Consider the following 15,190-nt stretch of genomic DNA (forward strand, 5'->3'; position numbering starts at 1 on the left):
GTCACCCTGTCATTCATCCACGCGGGGAGGCATGGATGGGCAGGAGCCGCAGAACACTTCCGGAGGAGCTTCTGTTGCTCGCACTGGACCCGACCACGGGTACCACTGCGCAGCCGCAGTCGCTCGACCTCGGTCTGGCCGGTGCACAGCTAGTGGAGCTGGCGCTGGCCGGACGGATAGCCCCAGACGGGGATCGTATCGCCGTGGTCGTGCCACGGCCGACAGGAGATCCGACCTTGGACTGCGCGTTGGAGCTGCTGCGAAGGCGTGGCGCTCCAGTACGTGCCGTCCACTGGATCGGCGGGCCACGCCTGGGGCTCCGCCAGACCTACCTCTCGCATCTGGAGAGGTGCGGCATGGTGCATGCCGTGGCCGGCCAGATGTGCGGGGTGCTGCCGACGACGCGTTATCAGGCGACCGACAACGAGATCAGCCGGGAGATCCGAGCCCGGCTGGATTCCGCGATCCGCACCGGAGTACCGCCGGACCCGCGGACCGCGGCGCTCGCCGCGCTGGCGCACGCCGTCGGGCTCGGCAAGCACCTGTATCCGGGGAACGAGGGACGCTCGTCCCGGTCCCGGCTGCGGGACCTGATCCGCCACGACCCCATGGGCGGACTGGTCGCACACGCCGTGATGGACGTGCAGAACGGTGCGGGCGCACAGCCGCGCCGTGGCCAGGCCCCGGCCGGCCGGCAGGCCGCGCCCGGCGTCCGGTCCGCGCCGGAACCCGCACACGGGGTTCCGATGCAGCCGCGTCACGGGTCCATGGCTCGCGCCGTGGCCCACTGAGCCGTAACCCCGGTTCCCGCAGACCCGGTTCGGGAGCCGCTGGTCCGAGCGGGGCGGTGAGACCTTTGTGGTCCGCCGCCCCGCTCGGCTGCTTCCGGGTTTCCGCGGCGGCACCCGTGCGCCGCATATCCACTGTTTCCCAGCGGCGGAAAGCGCCTTGGTGGCAGTCTGCTGAACAGCAGATACGGAAAGTCAAGTAACAGGCAGGCAGCCGGAGGTGCGCGTCCCGTGGCGTCCAATGTCAATCCCACCGTCAGGCGGCGCCGGCTGGGCCAGGAGCTGCGCAGGCTCCGTGAGCTCAAGGGCATGACGGCCGAAGAGGTGGCGGAGCGGCTGCTCGTGTCGCAGTCGAAGATCAGCCGGCTGGAGAACGGCCGCAGGAGCATCAGCCAGCGCGACGTGCGCGATCTGTGCGGGGTGTACGAGGTCGAGGACCAGCGGATCGTCGACTCGCTCATGGAGATGGCCCGGGACTCGCGGCAGCAGGGGTGGTGGCACACCTTCGGGGACATCCCGTACAGCGTGTACATCGGCCTGGAGACCGACGCGGAGTCACTGCGGGTGTACGAACCCCAGCTGGTGACGGGCCTGTTGCAGACCCGGGCCTACGCCGAGGCGCTGGTGCAGGGTGCGTTGCCGGAGACGTCGACGGCGGAGATCGAGAAGCGCGTCGAGGTCCGGATGCGCCGACAGGAACGTATCACCGCCGAGAACAACCCCCTGCGGCTGTGGGTGGTGCTGGACGAGGCCGCCCTGCGCCGGGTCGTGGGCAGCAGGCTGGTGATGCGGGAGCAGTTGGAGCACCTGACGGAGATGTCCCAGCTGCCGCACGTCACCGTGCAGGTGCTGCCCTTCGAGGTGGGCGCGCATCCGGGGCTCAACGGCCAGTACGCGATCCTGGAGTTCGCCGACGCGGCCGACTCCAGCGTGGTGTACCTGGAGGGCGTCACCAGCGACCTGTACCTGGAGAAGGCGCAGGACGTGCAGAAGTACGCCGTGATGTACGAACATCTGCGGGCACAGTCCCTCAATGTGGAAGCATCCCGGCAGTACATCGCGAATGTGGCGAAAGGGTACGCCGACTGAGCCGCTCCCCGTGAGGGCGCCGGATCGTACACCGCCGGTCCACTCCAATGGAAGACACACCTGGAACATGCCATCCGGTCGAGTGAACGGCTCCTCCGAAGGCGGCAGTTGCCCGCTAGCGTCGATCACGCCAAGCAGCCGACATGGTTGGCGTGAACCGCACTACCGCAACTCGCAACAGGAGTGGACATGGCACTGATTCAGGGCGCTTCGGAGACGTGGATGAAGTCTTCCTATTCCGCGGGCAACGGCGCTTGCGTCGAGGTCAAGTCGCCCACCGCCGCCGAACTCGCCGTCCGCGACTCCAAGGACCTCCAGGGCCCGGTCCTGGCCTTCCCCGCCACCGCGTGGAACGCCTTCGTGGCCTCCGTCAAGGCGTGAGGGCTTCTCCCTGACCCTGGCCCGACGACTGAACCAGCATCACAGCACCTCGGCACCACAGCACCACCGGAAGAGCCCTCTCGACCAGTCGCCGTCCTAGCCGAGAGGGCTCACGCCTTCCCCCACGGACTCCACCCCCACGGGGGCCCAGCAGCCGGTGTGGAGACTCCGTCGCCGCGTACGGGGGGACGGTGCGGAAGCTCGTCCGCCCGCCGGGCGGGGACGGTTCGGCTCACCGCACCGGGAAGGCGACGTCACACACCGGATCGTCGGCCCCCGCCGCCTCCCAGTCCGCGAAGTACACCTCCCTGCAGGGCCCCGCCGTCCGAAGCCCCCGCCCGGCCACCCACTGCTCCACCGCCTCGAACGCGGCCAGGATCTGCGGATGCGCCACCTGCGCCTTGGTGATCCGGGTGTAAGCCAGCCGGGCCGCCGGCTGCACCCGCACCCCCGGCTCCCAGGCCCGCCCGTGCCGTCCGGCCCACGCCCGGGCCGCCGCCTCGTCCGCCACCGGCACGCAGCACTCGGCCGGCCCGTCGCTCTCCATCGACACCTCGGAGTGGTAGACCACGAACGGCGCCCCGGTGACGCCCCCGCACTCGCGAGCGGCGCCCTCCAGCCGTCCCAGCGACGCCCCGATCCAGGTCGGCAGCTCGTCCGCCAGGGTGTGCCGCGACTCGGTGATCAGCACCTGCTCCGGCACGTCCACGGTCTCGATCACGAACTTGTCGTACATCTCGGAGTTCCTTCCCGACAGCCGTCCACGGAGGTACTCGGCGAGGGTCCGCTGGCCGGCCAGCCGGGCCTCCACGTCCGCCCAGTAGGCGCCGAGCAGCTCGGCGGCCCGAACGCCCTCGGCCCCGGCCACCTCGGCGATCCGGGCGAGCGGCATGTCCAGCCGCCGTAGCAGGGCCACCAGCCGCGCCTGTTCCACCTGGCCGACGCGGTAGTAGCGGTAGCCGCTGGCCTCGTCGACGTGGGCGGGGGCCAACAGGCCCAGCCGGTCGTACAGCCGCAGCGCCTTGGCCGACAGCCGGGCCCGCGCGGCGAACGCGCCGATGCTGAGCAGTTCCTCGTCCACGGTGCGGGCCCCCTCGGTCACCGGTTCGCCGGCAGGGCACCCGAGCCGGTGCCGGGACCCCGACCGTGCTCGGCCCCTCCGGCCGCCGCACGCTCGCGTCCCCGCCCCCGACGGGCCCCTACGGCTCGCTCGCTCCTCCGTCACCGGGCGGTTCCGTTCCCGCCCGGTGAGAAGGACGCTCGTCCTTGCCCCTGGGGCAAGGTCAAGCCGTACTCAGCCCAGCTGCGCCTCGATCGCGGCGGTGACCGCGTCCGAATCCGGCTCGGTCTGCGGCGAGAACCGCGCGACGACCTGTCCGTCCCGCCCGATCAGGAACTTCTCGAAGTTCCAGCGGATGTCCCCGCTGTGCCCCTCGGCGTCGGCGAAGCCGACCAGCCGCTCGTACAGCGGGTGCCGGCCCGCGCCGTTCACGTCCACCTTCTCGGTCAGCGGGAAGGTCACGCCGTACGTCGCCGAGCAGAACTCCGCGATCTCCTCGGCGCTGCCGGGCTCCTGCCCGAGGAACTGGTTGCAGGGCACGCCCAGCACGGTGAAGCCCTGCTCGGCGTACCGCTCCTGGAGCTTCTCCAGCCCCGTGTACTGCGGGGTCAGCCCGCACTTCGAGGCCACGTTCACGATGAGCACGGCCTTGCCCGCGAACCGCGACAGATCAGCGGAGCCACCCTGGAGGGCCCCGATCTCGACATCCAGCACGGAGCCGTTGTGGTCAGTAGTCGTCATGGGCGGATGCTAGCCCCTGCCTGACGACCGGCCTTCACTCTGCTGCGCCGCAGCGGGAGACGGGGCGTGCAGTTCCGCGGCCCGCGGGGGCACACCGTGGCCGCTGCGGCGGCTCCCGCGTCCGAGGAAGGCCCCAGGGCCCGGACGTGCTGCGCCGAGGCCGAGAGCCGACGACCACCCCGTCACCGGGCGGACGGGTGCCCGGACCTCGCGCACCGGGTCACGTCAGGGGGGTGTCGTCCGGATCGGTGTCGGCGAACTCCCACCAGGCGAGCGGCAGCCAGTCTCCGTCGACGAAGCCGTCGACCGATCCTCCGGTGCCCCGTATGGTCACCGGGGTCCCTGCCGGATAACTGGTGCCGGACAGCCCTGACACCGGGACGAGCAGCTTACCGAGACGTCGTGTCAAGGTTCTTGATCCTCTCCGAGCCGTGCGCAAACAGGACTTCACAGCCCTTAGATGCAAATCATCTCATCATGCGCGAGTCTGGAATATGAGGAAAACCACAGAAGACCGGTCGAGCTGCACGGATCGAGGCCCGTTTCCGTGACGGACGACGAGGCCTCGCTGCCGTCGTTCCCGTTCGTGATCGAGCAAGCACACTCAGTGGAGGTGCTCGACGATGAGGGCTGTTGTGTACAAGGGACCGTTCGAGGTAGCGGTCGAGCAAGTGGAAGATCCCCGGATCCAGCACCCGAACGATGTGATCGTTCGTGTCACGTCCACCGCCATCTGCGGCTCCGACCTGCACATGTACGAGGGCCGCACCGCCGCCGAGGCCGGGATCGTCTTCGGCCACGAGAACCTGGGGATCGTCGAGGAGGTCGGCGAGGGCGTGACGACGCTCAGCCGTGGGGACCGGGTCGTCATGCCGTTCAACGTCGCGTGCGGCTTCTGCAAGAACTGCACGGCGGGCATGACCGGCTTCTGCGTGACCGTGAACCCGGGCTTCGCCGGTGGCGCCTACGGCTACGTGGCGATGGGTCCCTACGTCGGAGGGCAAGCGGAGTACGTGCGGGTGCCCTACGCCGACTTCAACTGTCTGAAGCTCCCCGAGGGCACCGAGAAGGAGACCGACTTCGTCCTGCTCGCCGACATCTTCCCCACCGGCTACCACGGCAACGAACTGGCCGACGTGCGCCCCGGTGAGAGCGTCGCCGTCTACGGCGGCGGCCCGGTCGGGCTGATGGCCGCGTATGCGGCGATGCTGCGGGGCGCGAGCAAGGTGTTCGTGGTCGACCGAGTGACCGAGCGGCTGCAGAAGGCCGAGGAGATCGGCGCCGTACCGGTCAACTTCACCGAGGGCAACCCGGTCGAGCAGATCAAGGAGCAGACCGCGGGTGAGGGTACGGACAAGGGCATCGACGCCGTCGGCTACCAGGCCCAGTCGCGCGGCGAGGATCGCGAGGAGCCGGCGACCGTGCTGAACTCGCTGGTGGAGACGGTACGGCCGACGGGTGCGCTGGGTGTGCCGGGCCTGTATGTTCCGCGCGACCCGGGCGGACCGGACGAGCAGGCCAAGCAGGGCATGCTGGTGGTTGCCGTCGGGCGTATGTTCGAAAAGGGACTGCGCATGGGCACTGGCCAGTGCAACGTCAAGCGCTACAACCGTCAGCTGCGTGACCTGATCATCGAGGGCCGCGCACAGCCCAGTTTCGTGGTGTCTCACGAACTGCCCCTCGACCAGGCGCCGACGGCATACGAGAAGTTCGACAAACGAGTGGAGGGCTACACCAAGGTCGTTCTCCACCCACAGGCGTGAAGGCACTCTCACGCACCCGGCTTGCCGCGGAGCAGCGTGCGTGGGAGGGAGCCGAACGCTCCACGGACAGCGGTGAAGCTCCAGCCGCACGCACGTTCATGACCTGAGACACGACAAAGGGCCGGCCGGGAGGTGGAACCTCCCGGCCGGCCCTTCTCTCGACGCCCCGGCAGGACCCGAACCTGCGGCACCCGCTTCACGAGCTGTGCCGAGCGTGTCCTCAAGGCCTGGTGCCGGCCGGTGCACAGCCCCCTCAGTCGACGTCCACCCGCCCGTCCTTCGGCTTCTGCTCCTTGCCGGCGGCCAGCCGGAGCAGACCGCTGTCCTCGCTCCCCTCGGAGCGGCGGCCGTCGGAGTCCTGGCCGTTCAGATTCTGCCGGACCGAGTCCAGGATCGTCAGGCCCTGGGACACCAGACCGGCGGCGATCTCACCGAGGCCGTCCGCGCCGTTGAGGACGTTGACGTTGGCCCCGGCGAGGCCGCCGGCGGCCTCCTTGACGATCTGCGGGAGCTGGTCGATCAGCATCCGGTCGAGTGCGACCCGGTCGTACGAGGCCGCCGCCTCCGCCTGGATCTTCATCCGCTGCGCCTCGGCGGCCGCGAGGATCCTGACTCGCTCGGCCTCGGCCTCGGCGGGCTTCACGATCTCGGCCACCAACTGCTGCTGACGCAGCCGGGCCTGGCGTTGGGCCAGCTCCGTCTGGGCGGCGAGCACCTCCTGCTGGGCGTCTGCCTGCGCCAGCGGTCCGGCCTGCGCGGCCTTCGCCTGGGCGCGGTCCACCTCGGCCGAGTACTCGGCCTTGACGATGGCGGTCTGCCTGGCGTACTCGGCCTGCTCGCGGGCCGCCGCCTGCTCCGCCTGGGCCGCTGCCTGGGTGGCCTGCGCCTGCGCGATCTGGGCCTGCCGCTGGATGGCCGCCTTGTGCGGCGCGGACATCGCGTCGATGTAACCGGTGTCGCCGTCGTCGATCGACTGGATCTGGAGGGAGTCGACGGTCAGGCCGATCTTCGCCATCTCGGTCTTGGAGGTGTCCAGGACCTCCGCGGCGAGCTTCTGCCGCTCCGTGACGATCTCCTCGACCGTCATCGATCCGATGATGGCCCGCAGGTGGCCGGCGAAGATCCGGCCGGTGAGCACCGACATCTGCTCCTGGTCGGAGAGGAACCGCTGGCCCGCGTTGATGATGCTCTCGTGATCGTTGCCGACCTTGAAGGCGATCACCGCGCGGACGTGCAACGCGATGCCCTGCCTGGTCACACACGTCTCGGTGACCTCGGACTCGCACATGGACAGGGTGAGGAATCGGACCTTCCGGAAAACCGGAAGCACGAACTTGCCGTGCCCCGTCACCACTCGGAACGGCGCACCCCCCAGGCCCCGCCTGCCTCCCGAGATCAACATCGCCTCGTCGGGGGCGGGGACGCGGTATCCGAACATGCCTGTACTCCTCAGTCGGCGTCGGCGGTGTCCTCGCCGAGCGCGTCCAATGGATCCACCCACTCGATGACACCGACCTCACGGCATCCACGCGATTCGATCACGAGCACCGTCGCGCCCGCGGACAGGGGGGCGTCCGACCAGGCGAGGAAGGTCTCCAAGCCGCCTCTGACCCGCACCAGGATCTCGCCGGGGCCCGCGGATCCGCGAGTTCCGATGAGCAGCTTCCCTGTGCAGCCGATCACGGCCTCGTCCTGCGGCATCACCGGCCGTCCTCCTCGTCCTGGCCCATGATTCCGACGATAGCCCCAGCCCGGCCGGGACCCAACGGGTAGGACGTCACGGTCTGCACCGCCGGCACCCCCGCGGCCGGCCGACGGCCACGAGTCGTCCCCGCATCCCAGGAGGGCATCCCAGGTCACCGCGTTTTCCCAGGTCGACGGGGGTGGGATGGTTCCACGGCCGCAGGTGCGGCGGCAGCTCTTGTGCGGCTACCGCGGCGTCCCCGAAGCTCTGGGTGTCGCACCGGCCGAGGCGGAACCACCCCGGCAGCAGTCTGGCGACGACACCCACTCCGCGCCTGCGTACCGGGGCACCCCTGTGCCCGCGTACCCGGGGCGCGGAGGCAGGGGCGCCTGCGGTACGAGAGCCGTGAACCGGCCGCGAGCAACCACCCACGACCACAGAAGGAAGACGCACATGAACTGGAAGTCCCCCGCACACCGTCGTCCGGGCCGCCGCGCGGCCGTCGCCGTCGGCCTCGCCCTGGCTGTCGGACTCGGTGTGTCGACACAGGTGCCGGCACGGGCGTCCGTCCATGCCCCCGCGAAGGCGACCGCCGCCGCGCCGCAGTCGGTCGACGGCACGGCCGGCCGGGCGGTGACCCGGGTCGCCGACTTCTACGGCGCGTACATCGACGCGAAGGGCGACTACACGGACCCGGACGGCACGCTGGCCACGGCGCTCCGCGACCACTACCTGACACCCGACTTCGCCAAGCGGCTGGCGGCCTGGGAGAACAAGAACGAGGCGGACGGCGTCCTGCGGGCCCAGAACGTCCCGGCGCAGTGGACGGTGACCGACAACGGCACCGTGGGCAACGGCCACGAGGTCGTCGTCACCCTGACCTTCGGCAGCGGGGAGACGACGCAGAAGACCAAGCTCTTCGTGCTGCTGGAGCGGTACGACCACATCGTCGACATCGGCACCACGAGCGCACGCTGAGGGCGGAGCCCGCGCCCCGGTGAACAGCGGCCCGGAGGCGCGGTGCGCGGCCGGCGGTGTGCGGGAAGTGAGTGAAGTGAGCCGCCACGGGCCGCGAGCCGCACGGGACGACTCCCGTTCCCGGATCCACACGGGTCACCCCGCGCCGGGAACGGGAGCCGTGCGTCAGGACGGCGGCTGAAGGACCGCGTCGATGACGTAGATGGTCGCGTTGGCGGCCTTGATGTTGCCACAGACGATCTTCGCGTTGCCGTTGACCTTGAAGTCGGTGCCCGAGCCCGACGTGGTCAGCTTGCCGCCCTCCACCGTCGTGAAGGAGCCCTTGGAGAGTTCGTCCGGGGTGATCTGTTTGTCCACGACGTGGTAGGTCAGCACCTTCTTCAGCTGCCCCTCATTGCTGAGCAGCGAGGAGAGCTGCGACACGGACACCTTCTGGAACGCCTGCTGGTTCGGAGCGAAGACGGTGATGTCGGGCTTCCCGTCGAGGGTGCCGTTCAACCTCGCCCTGACCACGGCTGCGACCAGTTGGCTGAGCTGCGGATATGCGGCCGCGGCCTCTGTCACCTTGTCCTTGGCCGTGCTGGCCTTTTGGTTGAGTGACGAACAGTCGGGACCGAACGTACCCGACGGGCTGGGGGACGCGTCCTGGGCGTGGCTCTGCGACGCAAGACCGCCGAGAGCGAGCGGGACGGCGACCACAAATGCCGCGGTGGCCTTCGCTGTACGCATGCGGGTGAACCTCATCGCAACCTTCCTCCCGTGGAGGGCGAACCCTGCAGAGGTTGGGACTGCGGACGCCTTCGTTTCCGCTGGGCGGGGTGGGGGCGTCTGCCGCGCCCGGCCTGAGGCCATCGTCACCCGGCCACTCAGCGAGCGTATCCGGCAGGTCAGGGGGGCCGCATCTCGAAGCAGGGACGCGAACTCGCCCCCAGCCGGATCGTGGACGAGGACTGACACGAACTGACCCCGTACAGCGCCACTTACGCCGAGCTGTGCGAGCGGCTCGGCGGCCAGTGCGGTGTTCCCGGCCGATCCGTCGCCGAGCTGCGTCTGTGCGAGGTCGACGCGCAGACGAGCGTCGTGGACGCGTGCCCCGCTCTCCCGGCGCCGGACGAGTACTCACTCGCGTATCGGATGCGAACGTGCGACACCCGCTTCAGGAGTTGCCCCTGGACGGCGCCTCGGCCTGTGGAAACCTGGGTGACGTCGAACGTCACCGCCTGCGGACCAGTGGGAGCACACGCCCGGGCCGCCCTCGTCCCCATGACAGCTGACGCCCGCCCACCCGTCCTCTCACCGGAGGCCACGACCACGCGCTGCCTCAGGCTGCGGGCGGTCCGGACGCTTCGGCGGCGCGGCGGTGTTCGGCGTTGATGCGCCGGGCTTCCTCGAGTTGGTCCTCGAGAACGATGATCCGGCAGGCGGCCTCTACGGGGGTGCCCTGGTCGACGAGTTCCCGGGCCCGGGCGGCGATGCGCAGCTGGTAGCGGGAGTAGCGGCGGTGACCGCCCGCGGAGCGGAGCGGGGTGATGAGGCGGGCTTCACCGACGGCGCGGAGGAAGCTCTGGGTGGCGCCGAGCATCTCGGCGGCCCGGCCCATGGTGTAGGCGGGGTAGTCGTCGTCATCGAGACGGCCGAACGAGTCGTCTGCGGTCATCGCGCCTCTCTGCGGAACGCGTCGAGGGGCCCTGGCGCCGTACCGGCACCAGGGCCCCGAAGGAACTACTACACCATCTGCCGACCCTGTACTGCGTCGGCCTTCTGTTTCCGCGGACCCGACCTCAACGCTGTCGGGGGCGCGGGGATCGCGGTTGCTCGACCGGAGACCACCTCACTATCGATGTCCTGCGGTACCCGGGCCCAATACCTCCGCCCGGGCGATCCTGATGGCGCCTGGCTCCTCCGTTCTTTCCCTCTGTACGAACTGCTTACCGAGCGGGAACTTCGTACTGCTGGTGTTGCGAACTGCTGGTGGCCTGTCACAGCGCCACTCCTCGGCAGCCGGCCCGTCGCCCGTCCTGCATCTGCTCCGGCTCAGAACCCCACTGCCGAACCTCCCGGTACGCGCGCCCGCAGCCGACGCCTTTACCGAGGAACCACTGACAAACACACTGCGGATCCTGCGAACTGCACCTACTGAACTGCTCCTACGGCATTGCTCACGGCGACTCCTGATCACTGCGAGTCACCCGGTCCGGTCGTCAGTTCCGTCACCGTCCTTCAACAACCCTGGCTTCGGAACTCCACCACCGCACCGTCCTGCGAACCGCGCTTGCGGGTACTTCTGACCGGCAGTTCGTCTCTGCCGGGTCCTGCTTGATCTCGGCTACGAGAGAAACCATAACCACGCCACCGCCCAATGTCTACTCCAGCCAACACAGATTTTCGTGTGCCGGGGAGGGAGAACATCGGCCTCGGTCACGGAAGGGCACGCGGTGGCCCCACTCCGGCTTCCTCGTGGCGTCCCGCTGTACGCGGCCTCCGTGCCGCCACCGCCATGGGTCCGCGCCGAAGGGAGATCGCCGGCCTTCACTGGTCGGGCGCCGACCTCGACGGCCGCGTCCTCCACGTCCGACACAAGGCCCGGCCCCGCCGTGAGTCCTGTACGACGACGACGGAAGCCACCGTGACCGTGCCGTCCCGCCGCCTGCCTGTACATCGCGCCCCTGCCGCCGGCACCGGCTGCGGGCAGGCTGACGCTCGCGCCAAGGCGGGGGAGAAGCGGCAGGAGACGCACGGATCTGCCCACTGTGATGCGGGTTCATCTCCCGCGGGTGGGACATTACTCCGGGCGCACACGAGCCCGGAGCAACGTCACATCAGGGCTGGAAGGGGAGACAGTGAACTTTCGGGGTGCTCGGGCCGCGTCGTTCGCGGTGCCACTCGGGCTCGGCTTACTGCTGGGCCTGACAGGACCTACCGCTGAGCACTGGGCCGGCCGTCCAGGTGTGGCCGTGGGCGCCGTTTTCACCGGTGGGTGGCCGTGGGCCTGTTACGCGTTCCTGGTGGGTTATTTCCGCCGGTCCACGATCGAGTCGATCGTTCTCGCGCCTCTGGGGCTGGCTGTCGGTGTCGTGACCTACTACCTGACCAAGGGATACCTGGCCTCCCTGGGTGGACTGGATTCCTCAGGCGCGGGAACATCCGGAATCGCCCTCTGGGGTGTGCTGGCATTCGTCTTCGGAGCACCTCTCGGGCTCCTGGGGAACCTCGCGCAAGTACCGGGCCTCGGCGGCCTGTTCTTCCGGCTGCTTGTTCCCCTGGTGGCTTTTTATGAGACTTCCAAGCGCCTGGAGACGGAGTCGCGCGGGCCGAGTCAGGTTGTTCTGGGCACCTGGACCACCGTGCGGTTCGCGGCTGTTGCCGTTGCGGTCGCCCTGGTGGGCCACACGCTCCGGGGTTGGTGGAGGTCTCGCCGTACTCGTCCCGCGGCGGCGGACGTTGGCTAGTGTCTCGTGATCCCGTCCATGTCATTCGAGGTGGACTTGATGACAGCTTTCCGGGACGCAGCCATGGCAGGGCCCCGGCGTTCTGGATGTAGCGGCCCGGACGGGAGTCAGCATCGCTCGGGTCTCCCAGGTCGAACACGGCGAAAGGGGCCGCCCTGGACGTCGTCCAACGCGATGTGGAGGCGCTCGGCGGGAGCCTGGACCTGGTCGCGGACTTCGGCGACCACACCCTGCGCATGCCGGCCAGCAGCAATCAGGACAGCGCGGCGGCGAGCCGTCGGGTGGTGGCTCTGGTGAGATCGCGAGCGCCCGGAGTGGCCAGGGTTTTTCCGCTGACTGCTCTCATCTACCTGAGCATGCCTGACTCCCAACGAGGAAACCCCCGCCCGTCAACCTCAGCTCTCCCTCAGAAGATCCACGGAACTTTCGCCTCCGGCATGTCCCTGCCATACGGTCAGGCCATCCGATCGCCTCCAGAGCGGTCCCCACCGGATGGGCGGTCCTGTGAAAATCCCAGCACGTCGCACCATGTTTGTTCCCGCGACTGCGCTCCTGCTGTGCACGGCCGTGGCTGGGCCTGCGCTGGCCGAGGATGAGGCGCCATCGACTGCGTCTTCGACATCTACACAAGCCGATGACTCCCTCATCAACACGTCACCGCCCGATCAGCCTGAGGAAGATGTCAGCGAGGTCCCTGCTGATGAGGTAGACAAGCAGCCCGAAGCACCTGCGTCTGAGGCCAGGCCGCCACTTCCCGGGGATGTGCCGGCTGCTGCCGACTGCGCCCCGGCTCATGGCGTCTACATTCCCACCAAGCAGGGCCGCAAGTACCACCGGGCGGTAGGCCCCACCAACTCGAACTACAACGGGACGTCAAGGACCGCCAAGTCGACTTTCACGTCGGAGGTCACCGGCGAGGTAGGCGTGGCCGTCACCGGCGAGCTGGAGACATCGGTGGGCACGCTGCTTGCCAAGGTCAAGGCCAAATACCAGGTAACCGTGTCCGCCAAGCTGACGGCCAAACTGGGGAACTCCATCGCGGTGGACACACCGTCCCACAAGTCCACCCACGCGACGTACGGTGTCTGGCGACTCAAGCACACCGGCAAGAGCTACTGGCTGCACCAGAACTGCACCACCACACCGGAGCGCACCGTCGTCAGTTACTCGCCCTTCCGCATAGGGTGGTACCTGTGGGAAAGCTGAGCCCTCTGGTAACCGCAGCCACGTTGACCGCTGTCACGGTTCTTGCCGTCGGCTGCAGCAGCGACGATGGCAAGGCGTCGGACGCCGGCCCGAAAGCCTCGCCTCATTCGTCGTCCTCTTCGACGCGGACGCCAAGGCCTGATCGCGCCGAACACATACCCGGTGAATCCGTGACCAAGGCACCTGCCCTGCCGGACGGAGATGTCGTCGCTCAGGCGGTGAACGCCAGCGGCAACCGGGAGATGGACGTCAAAGGCGGCCTCAAGGGCGGCCCCCTGGCAGTCCTGGTGAATTGCAAGGGCAACGGTAAGCTGACTGTCGAGGTCAAACCGGTCGGATTGAGTTTCCCGCTTGAATGCGTTGCCGGGGAAGTCAGCAGCACCTATAACCAACTGGATCTGAAGCGCACGCGTCAGCAGGGAACGGTGAGTGTGACCGCACCCTCGAACGTCCGGTGGGCAATCACCGTCGGACGTTAGAAGCCGTATCTCAACCGGTCTCGGAACCTGCAAGTCGGACGGAGTTCCTGGTCGGGTGATCTTCCGGCCTTACGCGCATGAAGGCAGGGCCTCCTGGTAGCTCGGGGGTGCGACCCCATTTCCGAGCGGTTTCCGGAGGCCCTGTCGTCGTTGTTGTGCGCGCCCGAGCCCGCCTTCTTCAACTCGCCCGCCGGATCGTGCGATTGCCCCGCGCACGCGTACTCAGGTACGAGGCGGCCAGGGGTAGGTAGGTCACGGGTCGGATGGCCCAAGTGACGCGGGTGCCGGCGTGTGTGACTGACACCGTGCAGGGCTCCGCCCGCAGTAGGGCTCGTCCGGTCTCCGCACGGCGGTCGTGCAGCCACGCCCATGCCTCGGCGTGGCGTCCTCCACAACGACGACCCGAAGAGCCGCCGTCGACGGGCGGTCCCGCTCCTTCACCCGCGCCGCCCAGTCCGCCCGCCTCCGCGTGATCCGGCTGCACGACGCCCGGCACGGGTGCGCCACACTCCTCACCGCTGCCGGGGTGGCTCCCCGCGTCGTGATGGAGATCTTCGGCCACAGCCAGATCGGCATCACCATGGACGTCTACACCCACGTCGTCCAGGGCACCCAGCGCGAGGCCATGAGCCACATGGACCGGCTGCTGCGGAAGAGCGTCCTGATCGCGGGTGACCGACACCGTTGATGTCGAAGGCCCCGGACCATGATGGGTCCGGGGCCTTTTGCCTGGTGCCCCCGGCAGGATTCGAACCTGCGACACCCGCTTTAGGAGAGCGGTGCTCTATCCCCTGAGCTACGAAGGCGTGGGTGGGCGTCCTGGTGGGCGCTCGGTCCACAGGGTACCGGATCGGGGCGGGACGGGGTGGGGCTGGTTGATCAGGAGGACGGGACGTGGGCGAAGCGGGGGGCGGTGTGGAGGTCTGTCTGGATGCGGTCGGCCGTCGGACGCAGGGCCGGGAGGAGGTCCTGGACGCAGTCGTCGAGGGTGGGGCGGGCCGTGTGGGTGGCCACGTTCAGCGTGGCGACCGCCCGGCCCGTCCGGTCCCGTACCGGTACGGCTATGGAGCGCAGGCCCGACTCCGGTTCCTCGCCGACCAGGGCGCACCCCCGGGTCCGGACCTCGGTGAGCGCGGATGACGTAGGTTCGCCTGTGTCCGCCAGGAGGTCGCGGCGGCCGGCAGGCGTGCGCCCACGATGGTTCAGGGACATCGCGCGGCGGCGAGTGGCCTGGTGGAGGAGGCGGATCCTGTCGGGGTCGGCGACCGCGAGCGACACCGACTCGTCGAGTTCGTCGGCGAGGGCGTCGGCGTGCGCGCCGAGCAGTGCGGGCAGGCGCAGGGCGGCCAGACAGGCGTTGCCCAGCTCCATCACACGGGGGGCACACGGGGGGTGAGGGCGACGTCCCGGCCGTCCAGGCGGACGTAGCCCATGTGGGTGAGGGTGCCGGTGATCCGGGCCATCGTGGAGCGGGCGAGGCCGGTGGCCCGCTCCAGCGCGCTCGGGCTCAGTGTGCCGCCCGCCTCCGTCAGCCGGCGCAGCACACCGCAGGCCTACGGTGAACCGCGAACC

General features: G+C 69.1%; 17 protein-coding genes, 1 tRNA gene and 1 pseudogene. 9 read left to right on the forward strand and 10 right to left on the reverse strand.

The features are described from left to right. The first annotated feature begins 35 nt into the window (after positions 1-35). From ACF1BE_RS12380 to ACF1BE_RS12390, 3 genes are all read left to right on the forward strand, one after another. The gene (locus ACF1BE_RS12380; protein ID WP_392198950.1) at positions 36-791 is read left to right on the forward strand and encodes a GPP34 family phosphoprotein; all 756 of its coding nucleotides are present in this window, start codon (positions 36-38) and stop codon (positions 789-791) included. Between the two features lie 228 nt (positions 792-1,019). Continuing rightward, positions 1,020-1,877, forward strand: a complete 858-nt coding sequence (locus ACF1BE_RS12385; RefSeq protein WP_392198951.1) for a helix-turn-helix domain-containing protein — start codon at positions 1,020-1,022, stop codon at positions 1,875-1,877. A gap of 189 nt (positions 1,878-2,066) precedes the next feature. Beyond that, positions 2,067-2,258: a DUF397 domain-containing protein gene (locus ACF1BE_RS12390; protein WP_121788261.1), complete on the forward strand. Its 192-nt coding sequence runs from the start codon at positions 2,067-2,069 to the stop codon at positions 2,256-2,258. Between the two features lie 232 nt (positions 2,259-2,490). Here ACF1BE_RS12390 and ACF1BE_RS12395 read toward each other — a convergent pair whose 3' ends face one another. The 3 genes from ACF1BE_RS12395 to ACF1BE_RS12405 form a co-directional block, all read right to left on the reverse strand. Continuing rightward, positions 2,491-3,360 (reverse strand): MerR family transcriptional regulator, encoded by an 870-nt coding sequence (locus tag ACF1BE_RS12395; RefSeq protein ID WP_392198952.1) that lies wholly within the window; start codon positions 3,358-3,360, stop codon positions 2,491-2,493. A gap of 192 nt (positions 3,361-3,552) precedes the next feature. Next, positions 3,553-4,059, reverse strand: a complete 507-nt coding sequence (locus tag ACF1BE_RS12400; RefSeq protein ID WP_392198953.1) for a glutathione peroxidase — start codon at positions 4,057-4,059, stop codon at positions 3,553-3,555. Between the two features lie 220 nt (positions 4,060-4,279). Further along, positions 4,280-4,468, reverse strand: a complete 189-nt coding sequence (locus ACF1BE_RS12405) for a hypothetical protein (RefSeq protein ID WP_392198954.1) — start codon at positions 4,466-4,468, stop codon at positions 4,280-4,282. A gap of 214 nt (positions 4,469-4,682) precedes the next feature. On the opposite strand from ACF1BE_RS12405, the gene ACF1BE_RS12410 reads away from it, so the two are divergent. After that, on the forward strand, positions 4,683-5,822 hold the full coding sequence (locus ACF1BE_RS12410) for a glutathione-independent formaldehyde dehydrogenase (protein ID WP_392198955.1): 1,140 nt from the start codon (positions 4,683-4,685) through the stop codon (positions 5,820-5,822). A 253-nt stretch (positions 5,823-6,075) separates the two neighbouring features. Here the strand turns inward: ACF1BE_RS12410 and ACF1BE_RS12415 are convergent, their stop codons facing one another. Both ACF1BE_RS12415 and ACF1BE_RS12420 read right to left on the reverse strand, forming a co-directional pair. Next, a complete protein-coding gene (locus ACF1BE_RS12415) occupies positions 6,076-7,260 on the reverse strand; it encodes an SPFH domain-containing protein (protein WP_392198956.1) in 1,185 nt (394 codons plus the stop codon). Positions 7,261-7,271: 11 nt separating this feature from the next. Then, positions 7,272-7,523 (reverse strand): hypothetical protein, encoded by a 252-nt coding sequence (locus ACF1BE_RS12420; protein WP_392198957.1) that lies wholly within the window; start codon positions 7,521-7,523, stop codon positions 7,272-7,274. A gap of 436 nt (positions 7,524-7,959) precedes the next feature. Between ACF1BE_RS12420 and ACF1BE_RS12425 the strand changes: the two genes are divergently transcribed. After that, complete coding sequence (locus ACF1BE_RS12425; protein ID WP_392198958.1) at positions 7,960-8,484, forward strand: hypothetical protein; 525 nt, start codon at positions 7,960-7,962, stop codon at positions 8,482-8,484. A 165-nt stretch (positions 8,485-8,649) separates the two neighbouring features. On the opposite strand, the gene ACF1BE_RS12430 is transcribed toward ACF1BE_RS12425, so the two are convergent. Together ACF1BE_RS12430 and ACF1BE_RS12435 are read right to left on the reverse strand one after the other, a co-directional pair. Further along, entirely contained in the window at positions 8,650-9,213 is a 564-nt protein-coding gene (locus ACF1BE_RS12430) for a fasciclin domain-containing protein (protein WP_392198959.1), read from the reverse strand. A 592-nt stretch (positions 9,214-9,805) separates the two neighbouring features. After that, the gene (locus tag ACF1BE_RS12435) at positions 9,806-10,141 is read right to left on the reverse strand and encodes a MerR family transcriptional regulator (protein WP_392198960.1); all 336 of its coding nucleotides are present in this window, start codon (positions 10,139-10,141) and stop codon (positions 9,806-9,808) included. A gap of 1,297 nt (positions 10,142-11,438) precedes the next feature. Between ACF1BE_RS12435 and ACF1BE_RS12440 the strand changes: the two genes are divergently transcribed. The 4 genes and pseudogenes from ACF1BE_RS12440 to ACF1BE_RS12455 form a co-directional block, all read left to right on the forward strand. Continuing rightward, positions 11,439-11,933 carry a hypothetical protein gene (locus ACF1BE_RS12440; protein WP_392198961.1) on the forward strand — a complete coding sequence of 165 codons (495 nt, stop codon included), beginning with the start codon at positions 11,439-11,441 and terminating at the stop codon, positions 11,931-11,933. 504 nt (positions 11,934-12,437) lie between these two features. Beyond that, positions 12,438-13,139: a hypothetical protein gene (locus tag ACF1BE_RS12445; RefSeq protein WP_392198962.1), complete on the forward strand. Its 702-nt coding sequence runs from the start codon at positions 12,438-12,440 to the stop codon at positions 13,137-13,139. Beyond that, positions 13,127-13,618, forward strand: coding sequence for a hypothetical protein (locus ACF1BE_RS12450; RefSeq protein WP_392198963.1), 492 nt, complete (start codon positions 13,127-13,129; stop codon positions 13,616-13,618). Before ACF1BE_RS12445 ends, ACF1BE_RS12450 begins: the two co-directional genes overlap by 13 nt. A 427-nt stretch (positions 13,619-14,045) precedes the next feature. Then, a pseudogene (locus tag ACF1BE_RS12455) lies at positions 14,046-14,293 on the forward strand (tyrosine-type recombinase/integrase); the annotation flags it as partial. Positions 14,294-14,348: 55 nt separating this feature from the next. On the opposite strand, the gene ACF1BE_RS12460 reads toward ACF1BE_RS12455, so the two are convergent. The 3 genes from ACF1BE_RS12460 to ACF1BE_RS12470 all read right to left on the reverse strand — a co-directional run bounded on the left by ACF1BE_RS12460 (position 14,349) and on the right by ACF1BE_RS12470 (position 15,162). Then, positions 14,349-14,424, reverse strand: a tRNA-Arg gene (locus ACF1BE_RS12460). A 73-nt stretch (positions 14,425-14,497) separates the two neighbouring features. Continuing rightward, the gene (locus ACF1BE_RS12465; RefSeq protein WP_392198964.1) at positions 14,498-14,989 is read right to left on the reverse strand and encodes an IclR family transcriptional regulator C-terminal domain-containing protein; all 492 of its coding nucleotides are present in this window, start codon (positions 14,987-14,989) and stop codon (positions 14,498-14,500) included. After that, positions 14,989-15,162: a helix-turn-helix domain-containing protein gene (locus ACF1BE_RS12470; protein ID WP_392198965.1), complete on the reverse strand. Its 174-nt coding sequence runs from the start codon at positions 15,160-15,162 to the stop codon at positions 14,989-14,991. The genes ACF1BE_RS12465 and ACF1BE_RS12470 overlap by 1 nt, the downstream gene beginning before the upstream one ends. Positions 15,163-15,190: the final 28 nt, after the last annotated feature.

Source organism: Streptomyces sp. NPDC014991 (assembly GCF_043080665.1).
Taxonomy (GTDB): domain Bacteria; phylum Actinomycetota; class Actinomycetes; order Streptomycetales; family Streptomycetaceae; genus Streptomyces.